Genomic DNA, 8,752 nt, shown 5'->3' on the forward strand with positions numbered 1-8,752 from the left:
GCGGTTAAGCACAAATTACGGGTAATTAAAAGAAAAAATGTAATTTTAGTGACAAAGAAAGAAAATGGTTAAGTCGACAAGTTCGTATCCATACTCCCGAAACTTACGAACCGTAACCGTTGTGAACAAGGTGAAAAATACAATTTTTAGTCGGCAATAATCGCTTTAACCAATTTTTTTATAATCATGAATAAAGATGAACATGGACACTAATTTAAAAATCAAGGCCGAATGAAAAATAAAAAATACCATTTTTGCGGAAAAATTATTATCACAAAATGCAGTTCTATTCTTATTATACTTACTTTGGTTTCCGTATTTTCCTGCGCTCCAGTTCAGTATGGATTTGATGCACGGGAAAATAGTAAATTTTCGACATTTGATAATTTGGGAATTGCTAAAGAAGATTTTATAAAACAATATGGACATCCTACGAACAAAGGACTGTATCAGGAAACGTCAGCCAAAAAGGTGGAAAAATTGTACTACACAGAAAAGATTAAGGATTTTTTAGTTACGACGGAGTTTATTTTTGAAAACGATAATCTAAAGCAAATGGAGAGAGTTGAAACAAGAAATAACTTCCAAGAAATCCGAGAACAACTAGAAATGATAAAATGAAATAAGCCTGCGACCTGGAGGATAGAAATTTAATAAAAGAACTGACGGATAAAATTTAATTTACCCCTCAAAAAGTGACTTTTAAGCAAATTTCTGGAGTTGGGGAAGGATAGCGGGCTAACAATCCCTTTCTCCGTAAACTCGCATTATACAAAGTTGATGAATACAGTACCTATTATAAGAAAAGGAAGTATAAAAGACTACTGGTCAAACGGAATTTTGGGTGGTTTTGTCCTGGGACTTTTTGTTTTTCTGTTCTCATTGATCGATAATAATATAACGGATTCATTACTTTTTGGTCTTTCTATTTGGATTGGAGTTATTGTGTTCTTTATTGGAGTGGGATTTACAAGTGAAGAATATATTATTAGAAAGAAAAGGATCAAAAAACTCTACTCAGAAAATTATTCTTTCTTAGATGAAAACAATTTTATTCTTCATCATGATTTATATTTTGAAGGTAAATACATAGAATTCTGGTTTCGGGTTTACCCAATAGCTCAACGACAGCAAAATGGGCAGGAATTGGAATATTACTTTATTGAAGCCTGTTATGAATTAACACAAGAAAATAAGGAACGGGAGGAAAAGTTAAGCGGAAACTATTTTCTTGGAAAGCTCACTTTTTCAAATAATTGTGCAGGATATATTCCAAAGAATTGGTCCAATCCAGATTTTAAGGAGGAGTTTGATGGCTTGATTAGTATTTTTGATTATGAAAAATTGAAGCCATTATCAAAAAATGATTGGGAAGAAATTTATGGTAAAAAAATAAAAGAAGAAAAATTAAGGGAAGAGAAATCGAGAGCAAAACAAATTTTAAAGATTGGCAAGCTGGATATTAAATATATCAAACCAGAAAAACAAATCAGGCATTAATTTTTTAGGCCTGTTTTTTTTAACACTTTTTATACTGTTCTCTTTGAAACCTGCAAAAGCACAGGATTCAGATTTGGAATATGGCCTTTTAAATATCACCTCGGGTGCAATTATAGGTGGAATAGGAGCTATAATTAATAAAGAGCCAGATGAGAAAATTTATAAGGTGTTTCTAAAGGGGTTCTCACAAGGTGCTTTAGGAGGCTACCTGGTTTTTGAAAGTAAAAGATTGATCAGGCAGTTTGGAAGTAAAAAAAACTATGCTTATGTCTGGCCATCAAATCTATTAAATGCAGCCGGCACTTCTATAATAGAGAATGGAGCGGCAAATAGAAATTTTGGTGAACACTGGCATATCAATATTGGATTTAACAGGATAGAATTCAATACCAGGGAAAAGTTCCATTTAAGATATCGGATAATGCCTTTTGCGCTGGCCGGAATTATTGAAACTGCATTCTATGGAAGATTTGATTTTCATAAAAGCATAAAAACAGGCTTTTTTATCTTTAATTCAGAAGATATAGACCCGCAAAATTCCGGATACTCCAAAGTGTATGGCCAAACAAGTGGGGCAAATTCAATACTTATCCTGAATAACGAATTAGGAGAAAATGCACTGCCACATGAAATAATTCATGTTTATCAATACGAAGCCCTCTCAGGTTTTAATAATCTTATAGATAAAAAAGTAGAAAACCTTAGCAAAAGAAGCAGGTTTTGGAAAAATTATAACCACATTTTCTATACTGACCTTAATTATCTCGTCTTTTCAGGATCCTATTTTCTTTTTAATCCCAATCGAAGAGAGCAATTACAAAATAATCTTTATGAAAGAGAGGCAGAGTATTTTAAGGAATAGGATATGGAATTTAAAATATTTGAGATGCATCTTAAGTGGAAGCGATACACAATCCATCTAACTTAAATATAATAAAGTAATGAAGATTACCGGAAAAGAACAAAAGAAGCTCATAGTTAAAAAGATCCTCACCATTGGATCAAGCTTTCTTTTTTTCTATACGATTTCTTCCAAGTGGGATTTGATTAAAAGCTGGATTTGGGAGATCTTGTAAAATTTGTTGAAGAAAAGTTACATATAAAAAGCACTACATATATAACCGTGATTAAAATTTTTCACATACTGAGTAAAAGACATAGAACGCTAAATGGCCACAGATAAGAGGTACGAAATATTAAAAGGGCTCCCACCATACGGGCCAATGTATATCCCCATTTCTGCAGAGAATGAACCATTTTATTCTGAAGGTTACGTTGTGAAGTTCAGGAAATTTAACGGGGAAAAATGGGTGGCCAATTTTAGATATGGTTGGACCGACTACACTAACATATTTGATTTTCCTGAACATACCAGCATTATAGTTATCGCAGGAGGGCAGGGATATATCATGAACCCCGATGAAAAGAAGCCTAAAATGACATTTGGCCTTACAATTAATGAAGTGATTCAGAAAGAGGACGGGAGTCTTATTTGTTCAGACGGCATTCATATTCTCTTCTTTGATAACAAAAGTGGTGAATACTGGAGAAGCGGCCGAATATCCTGGGATGGAATAAAAGAACTTTCCCTTACTGGGAACAAATTAAAAGGCCAGTCTTATGATCCCACGAATGAAAATCAGCACTGGTCTCCATTTGAACTCGATATGAAAACAAAAGAATTAAAAGGTGGATCTTTTCAGTATTTTTTCGAAAGAAATGAACATCTGGAAGTGCAGCAAAATGGATTATTAAGGGAAAAACCAAAGAGCAATAAAAAACCCTGGTGGAAGATTTGGTAATTAAACCATTCAATACTTGGACTCATATTAAAAATATGACTATTCGATTCGAGAATGGCTAACTTAAGGATATTAATATGATCATCATGCCATTTTAGATGTAACAAATACTGTTAAACGTGGTTTTACCACGGGCAGATTTTGCTTGTTTTCGGAAGACTATGTATGATTTGTTCTATTTTAGCGGCATTACATTAGCTGAAAAAGCAATTGATGCCACTAAAATTGTCTAGAATTTAAATGCAAATACTAAATATGTTTTGAAATATATATACAAACTTATTGGTAAACATTTTCGATTTATAAATTTATTTGAATTTCAAAAATAAAAATTCGTTTGGTCAAAATATTTCCAAACACTAAACAAAAGTATCTTCATGCAATATAGAATTTTGAAAATTTTATCTATTATAGCTTTAGTGATAATTGGTATTTTAATTTTGGACTTCACTATGGAGGCTGCTCTTGAAGGATGGAATAACCCTAGATAAGTGTTTTAATTTATGACTTCAACTTTCATAATGAAGTCAAATTTTGAAGCACGTGAAATTGCTTAGAAAACATAAAAATATGAAATTTATAAACCTCTTTCTTCTACTAATTTTCTCTCTTTTCCTGGCGTCATGCGATAATGATGAACCTGGATCGTCTTTAAATATATCTTCTAATTTAATAGAAATGGAAGGTGAAGGCGGAACAACAGAAATTTCTGTTACCGGTAAAGAATGGAGCATTGCAGAAGTAATAAATTTAAATGGAAATATCAATATAAGCGGAGATACTTATTCTGATGATGGAGAACAGCTTTTGGTAAATCGCCAGTTATACCTGGATAGTCTTGGTAGGATGGAAGCACTATGGTCAGACAAAGGCTTCAAAATTACCAGAACCACAGCTACTTCTCTGGAGATTTTTTTAAAAGAGAACAGTACGGGAGAGGATTTCGGTTTTGTTATCATGGTGGAATCAGGAGGTGAAGTAAAAGAAATAACTGTAAAGCAAAAAAAATCACAAGGCTACACGTTTGAGAAAATAGAATTTTCTTTAAAGGAAAATGACGGAGATTCGCTTTACATCAAGAAAGGAGATAATTACAAATTCACTATTCCGTCTGCCCAGGAATTTTCTTTTTCTCCCTTCAATGGGATTAACGTCAATAAAAGATATCAGTTCCAGAGTTCAGAAGATGATGCTTTCGTATGGATAAAAAAGGACTCGGTCATGGTGGAACTTCCTTCTGCTATACATGAGCAAGAAATCTATTTTGATGGGGGTAAAGGCCTTTACACCAATTTTGTTGTAACAGGTGAACATGATTTTAAAGATGTCATGGAAATAGTCACTCTTCCTTCCGGGGAATCTGAATTTTCTGTAGAAATAGAATATAGAAAACGGGTGATTTCTTACACGCTTTACCTGATAAATAACCGGACAAATGAGGAGAAAAAAATAGAAGGGAAATGGATAGAACATTCTCCAACAGGTGAATATAACGTTGAATGGGAGTAGGGTTTTCAAATCATAAAAATATAATTACTTATCGCTATATATTCTTATTATGAATAAAAAATCAAGCTATCGGGGATGGCTGAGAATCCTTCTTATTATTTTCCCTTACCTCTTTATAGTCAGTATCTTTCAGTTTATTGGAAGCTTATTGATGGGATTCAAGTTTAGTGATTTGGAAATAGAGCAAAGTCCAGTCCAAAGATTGGTAATACAACTTTTTTCATTTCTGGGAACCCTCTTGGTTGTCGGGCTGTTTTTAAAACTAATAGATAAAGAGAAATTTGTTGATATTGGCTTCAGGATTAAAAACAGTTTTAGGAGCTTTTGGGCGGGTTTCGCAATTGGGGCTATAATTATGTTCCTAGGATTTGGAATATTAGAAGTATTAGGGCAAATACATTTTCAAAAGATAAACTTCAGTCTTAATCAAATAGTAATTTCAATTTTGACCTTTTTGCTGGTTTCCCTTACAGAGGAAATTTTGTTAAGGGGGTATGTGCTAAGAAATCTTATGTATTCATTTAATAAGTACATCGCCCTTATTCTATCGGCAGTTCTTTTTTCACTCATGCATGGCTTTAATCCTAATATTGACATAATTGGATTTGCCAATATTTTTTTAGCGGGAATATTATTAGGTATTACTTATATACACACCAAAAACCTTTGGTTCCCGATAGCTCTTCATTTTAGCTGGAATTTCTTCCAAACTATTTTAGGCTTTAATGTGAGTGGTCAAAATACTTATTCTGTCATAAAATTTGGTATGGATGAGAAAACGTATTTAAACGGAGGGGATTTTGGATTTGAAGGTTCTGTATTATCCTTATTATCAATAATTATTGTAATTGCCATAATTATAATCCATTATAGAAGAAAAAGGCATTTGATTTATTCTACAGAAAACCAATAAAATGAAGAAGAAGGAGGGGAGATGCAATAACACAATAAATATGAAAAGAATTTACACCATTACAACTATTATCTTCCTTTGTTTGAATTCCTTGTTTTCCCAGACAACATCAATTTCAGGAAAAATCATTTCAGAAGAAAACAACGCCCCTCTTTCCTATGTAAACATTGGGATTCCGAATAAAAATCTAGGCACCGTGTCAAGGGAGGATGGATCTTTTACTTTGAAATTGCCTCGGGAAATCGTAGAAAAGGACACTTTAATATTTTCATACATAGGCTATGAAACTCAGAAAATCGCTACTTCCAAATTAAAAACTTCTGGAAATGAAGTGATTTTAAAACCCGCAAAAACTTACCTGGATGAAGTGGTTTTAGAGACACAAGAGCTAAAAGCCAAAAAAATAGGCAGGACCAATACAGGACTGGGATTAATGCATTATAATTTTTACACCGCAGATGAAAAAGATGTAGATGATCGGTTAAGCAAAGAGCTGGGGATGAATTTAAAACTCCGCAGAAACTGCAGATTAGAAAAATTCAATTTCGCTGTAACCAGTAATGATTTTAAAAGTTTAAAATTCAGAATCAATATCTACAATATTAAAAACAACGAACCCGATTCTTTACTCATCTCCAATAACATAATATTTGAGCTAAAGGATAAGGAGAATGGATGGCAATCTGTTGATTTAGATCCATATAATATTTACCTGAAAGAAGAGGTGGAGGAGATTATGGTTAGCATTCAATGGTTAGAAAGTGTGAAAGCAGAAAAAGATAGCAAGTATTTCGCAATTGCAGCCAGTCAATCGCCTTTTCATAAGGTGTATTTTAGGAATAAAGCCATGGATAGCTGGGCATCACAGACAGGAAGTTTAAGTATGTATATTGATGCTAAGTGTGACAAATAAACTCGTTAATAATGAAATTAGGAAGGAATTTTCTGTTGATCTTGATTACCATTTTTGTGGTTCGGATAGGTTATGCACAAGCTCAGTTTTTTAATAAAGATAATGGCGTACCAATTTCGAACGTAAAAATTTTTAACCAGGAAGGGAAAATACTAGGTATTAGCAATTATAAGGGTATTATTAAATCAGAAACATATAACCTTTCCAGTAGTGATACTTTGACCATTTTCCATACCGATTTTGTACTCAAGTCTTTACCTTACGAAGAATTACTGGCGCAGAAGAAATTTTTCTTAACCCCTTCTTATATGAAAAATTTGGAGCAGGTAATTATAACTGCTGAAAAGCCAAGATATCTACGGGTAACCGGTTATTTTCTGAGTTATCAATTAATTGATAATAAGGCTCAGTCATTTGCTGATGGAATGATTGAATATTATATCGATCTGAAAAGGAATAAGTTGAAGAAGTATAATATCAAGTCTTCCAGATTGTTTAAAAATACGGATTACCTTCAAGAACTAAAAAGAAATAAGCCTAAGGTTACGAATTTGTTAGGAACCAATATTTTGCCTTTCAGTTTTGATGAAGAAGTAATGCTAAATGAATGGGAGGATAAGGATGTGGAATTCAGGGAGATCTTAGATGGAAGTGAGGTTGGAACAGTTCAAAGGGGAGGTAACAAATCAGAACTAACAATTGAATACCACACTCCGGAAAATCCCAGAACTATTTCTTTATTGGGTCTGAAAACATCTGTTGATCATCATCTAGTTCGAGAAGAGTTCAAGTCCAATAATCCAAACATTGAAAAGCTGGGAAGTGTCTCAAAATATTACAGTAGTCAAATGAAGAAGAAGGGGGAGGAAATTGACTATGAATTAGAGCAGGATTTCTTTGTAAGCAAGATTGAATATCTAAATAAAGAACAATTTACGTCTGCTACTGAGGAATTGAATCATGAAGTAATTTCTCATTTTTCATCGGATTTCTGGAAAGACTATCAGGATAATATTCCTCCGGGGATAAAAAACGTTCTTTATAATAACATGGAACTTATTGAAATGTAACTCTTGGGGAGATATTGATGTTGGTTTTTTGGAAAAAGAAGAAGTAAACTTGAAGAAGAAGTGAACTCTGATATAATGTCCTGGATCTTCATTAGGATATAATGTTTAATTGATAAATCAATTTTAGGTTAATGAGTTTGTATTTAGTTCAAGAGATTCCTGTATCTTAGTTTAAAGTTAAATTGAAGCAAAGGTTACCTATTCGGTTACCTGATTTTTTGAAATTGAGCGAAGTCTTGATATTATAGGGATTGTCGATAGACATTTTAGTTCTGTTATCCCTAAACAAATTCATACTGACAACGGAAGTCCGTTTGGATCTGTGTCTGCTATTCAAAGATATACCGGACTATCTTATTGGTTTATTGAGTTAGGAATTGATCCGGTTTATTCTGATCCGGCAAGGCCAAACCAAAATGGGCGACATGAGCGTATGCCCGTGATTTAAAGGCTGCTTGTGCAAAACCTTCATCATTCGATCTAAAGGCTCAACAACGTAGTTTAAACCGGTTTGTAAAGGAATATAATCATGTTAAGCCTCATGAATCTTGAGGGATGAAAACACCTGCAGATTGTCATGATTTTTCTACCACGCCATACCCTGAAAAAATCCGAAATTATGACTATCCCTCAACAATGAAAGTGATGAAAGTATGTCAAAATGGATCCTTGCGTTGGAAATCGGGGTACTAGGTATTTTTAACCTCAGGGCTTATGGGAAAATATATCGGTGTCGAAGACCAGGGAAATGAATTCTGGAGGGTATTTTACAGAAAAGTTTTTTAGGTTACTTTAACGAAAAGAAAATAAGAGTTAGCAAACAAGTATCAATTAGACTAAGTCAGAAGCTAGTGTAAAGCATGTGACTTTAACTTTGTAAACTATGTGCCTTAACGAACAGCTGGAACAAAAGGTAGAATTCATTTATGAATGGTTAACTCGAAATTACTCCATCACAGAACTTTGTAGGTCTTTAGTATATCCCGGCCTCCCCTTACAAGCTAATTTCCAGGTATAAAAAAAAGGGATTATCCGGTGTTTTTTC

8 protein-coding genes are annotated in these 8,752 nt (G+C 33.4%); all 8 read left to right on the forward strand.

What is annotated here, in order from left to right; translation table 11 throughout:
- Positions 1 to 231 precede the first annotated feature (231 nt).
- The 8 genes from RM553_RS18910 (at position 232) to RM553_RS18945 (ending at position 7,707) form a co-directional block, all read left to right on the forward strand.
- Entirely contained in the window at positions 232 to 621 is a 390-nt protein-coding gene (locus tag RM553_RS18910) for a hypothetical protein (RefSeq protein WP_311536531.1), read from the forward strand.
- Between the two features lie 261 nt (positions 622 to 882).
- Entirely contained in the window at positions 883 to 1,500 is a 618-nt protein-coding gene (locus tag RM553_RS18915) for a hypothetical protein (protein WP_311536532.1), read from the forward strand.
- A 43-nt stretch (positions 1,501 to 1,543) separates the two neighbouring features.
- Positions 1,544 to 2,362, forward strand: a complete 819-nt coding sequence (locus tag RM553_RS18920) for a hypothetical protein (protein WP_311536533.1) — start codon at positions 1,544 to 1,546, stop codon at positions 2,360 to 2,362.
- A 307-nt stretch (positions 2,363 to 2,669) separates the two neighbouring features.
- Complete coding sequence (locus RM553_RS18925; RefSeq protein ID WP_311536534.1) at positions 2,670 to 3,302, forward strand: hypothetical protein; 633 nt, start codon at positions 2,670 to 2,672, stop codon at positions 3,300 to 3,302.
- A 570-nt stretch (positions 3,303 to 3,872) separates the two neighbouring features.
- Positions 3,873 to 4,811: a hypothetical protein gene (locus tag RM553_RS18930; RefSeq protein ID WP_311536535.1), complete on the forward strand. Its 939-nt coding sequence runs from the start codon at positions 3,873 to 3,875 to the stop codon at positions 4,809 to 4,811.
- A gap of 49 nt (positions 4,812 to 4,860) precedes the next feature.
- Positions 4,861 to 5,724 carry a CPBP family intramembrane glutamic endopeptidase gene (locus RM553_RS18935; RefSeq protein WP_311536536.1) on the forward strand — a complete coding sequence of 288 codons (864 nt, stop codon included), beginning with the start codon at positions 4,861 to 4,863 and terminating at the stop codon, positions 5,722 to 5,724.
- 40 nt (positions 5,725 to 5,764) lie between these two features.
- Complete coding sequence (locus RM553_RS18940; protein ID WP_311536537.1) at positions 5,765 to 6,637, forward strand: carboxypeptidase-like regulatory domain-containing protein; 873 nt, start codon at positions 5,765 to 5,767, stop codon at positions 6,635 to 6,637.
- Positions 6,638 to 6,945: 308 nt separating this feature from the next.
- Positions 6,946 to 7,707: a hypothetical protein gene (locus RM553_RS18945; RefSeq protein ID WP_311536538.1), complete on the forward strand. Its 762-nt coding sequence runs from the start codon at positions 6,946 to 6,948 to the stop codon at positions 7,705 to 7,707.
- Positions 7,708 to 8,752: the final 1,045 nt, after the last annotated feature.

The organism is Autumnicola tepida (assembly GCF_031846485.1).
GTDB classification, from domain to species: domain Bacteria; phylum Bacteroidota; class Bacteroidia; order Flavobacteriales; family Flavobacteriaceae; genus Autumnicola; species Autumnicola tepida.

Coding starts and splice junctions, on each gene's coding strand:
- RM553_RS18910 (WP_311536531.1), top strand. CDS start 232: ATGAAAAATAAAAAATACCATTTTTGCGGAAAAATTATTATCACAAAA.
- RM553_RS18925 (WP_311536534.1), top strand. CDS start 2,670: ATGGCCACAGATAAGAGGTACGAAATATTAAAAGGGCTCCCACCATAC.
- RM553_RS18930 (WP_311536535.1), top strand. CDS start 3,873: ATGAAATTTATAAACCTCTTTCTTCTACTAATTTTCTCTCTTTTCCTG.
- RM553_RS18935 (WP_311536536.1), top strand. CDS start 4,861: ATGAATAAAAAATCAAGCTATCGGGGATGGCTGAGAATCCTTCTTATT.
- RM553_RS18940 (WP_311536537.1), top strand. CDS start 5,765: ATGAAAAGAATTTACACCATTACAACTATTATCTTCCTTTGTTTGAAT.
- RM553_RS18945 (WP_311536538.1), top strand. CDS start 6,946: ATGAAAAATTTGGAGCAGGTAATTATAACTGCTGAAAAGCCAAGATAT.